Genomic DNA, 1073 nt, shown 5'->3' with positions numbered 1-1073 from the left:
ATGCCAGAAATGGCTGGAATACTGGCAATTCTAGAAATGGTGCTTATTTCCGCAAGGTTGATACTCAGTTTGGACCAATTGAAGTGCAAGTGCCTCGAGACCGCAACGGTCAGTTTCATCAGCACACGCTGCCTGACTACAAGCAGCACTCTGATGTTTTGGAAAGCACGATTATCAAGCTCTACTCCAAAGGCGTAACTACCAGAGAAATCGCTGCCTTGATTGAGAAAATGTATGGCAGTCATTATAGTCCAGCTCAAGTATCAAATATTTCCAAGCAGATGCTCCCCAAGGTTGAGGCTTATCACAAGCGCAAGCTAAGCGACAAGTTTTTCTGTGTCTATTTGGATGCGACATACCTTCCTTTGCGCCGAGAAACGTTTGAGCGTGAAGCAGTATATATTGCCATTGGCATTAAACCTAATGGACATAAGGAAGTCATTGACTACTGCATTGCTCCTAGTGAGAACATTGAAGTCTGGACAGAGATGCTTCAAAACATGAAGTCCAGAGGCTTGAAGCAAGTTGAACTCTTTCTTTCTGATGGTGTTGTTGGCATGAAAACAGCCTTGGCCAGGACTTATCCTAAAGCTCATTTTCAACGCTGCCTGGTTCATGTCATGCGCAATATCTGTGCTAAAGTCCGGGTGGATGACCGCGAAAAGATCATGAACGAATTCAAGCAGATGCATCAACAGACAAGCAAAAAAGAAGCTGCAGCTGTCTTGCACAAATTCTATGCCAAATGGAATAAAGCTTATAGCCATGTCATCAAAGGTTTGAAGGAAATTGAGCCCGATCTGCTGGTCTTTTATAACTATCCCAAGCAGATCAGAGCTTCAATTTATTCGACTAACATGATTGAATCATTTAACAATGTGATCAAGCGCAAAGCTAAGCCTAAGGCAGAGTTTCCAACTGAACAGTCGCTTGATGCTTTTATTGGTATTCAGGCAATGAGCTACAATGACCGTTATTTCAATCGAATTCATAAAGGCTTTGGTCAGGTTCAGGACACCTTAGAATCCTACTTTGATTAAATAAATAATTAAAAAATCAATTTACGAGAAAGA

At 41.8% G+C, this 1073-nt stretch carries 1 protein-coding gene; it reads left to right on the top strand.

All coding sequences use genetic code 11. The features are described 5' to 3' along the window. The coding region (locus tag CP363_RS10490; protein ID WP_098036226.1) for an IS256 family transposase at positions 1-1040 on the top strand (1040 nt) is incomplete at its 5' end. Between the last annotated feature and the right edge of the window lie 33 nt (positions 1041-1073).

It is taken from the genome of Lactobacillus sp. UMNPBX12 (assembly GCF_002553955.1).
Taxonomy (GTDB): Bacteria; Bacillota; Bacilli; order Lactobacillales; family Lactobacillaceae; genus Lactobacillus; species Lactobacillus crispatus.
The sequence above is the reverse complement of the archived record's forward strand: the minus strand, read 5'-3'. Positions and strand labels throughout refer to the sequence as shown.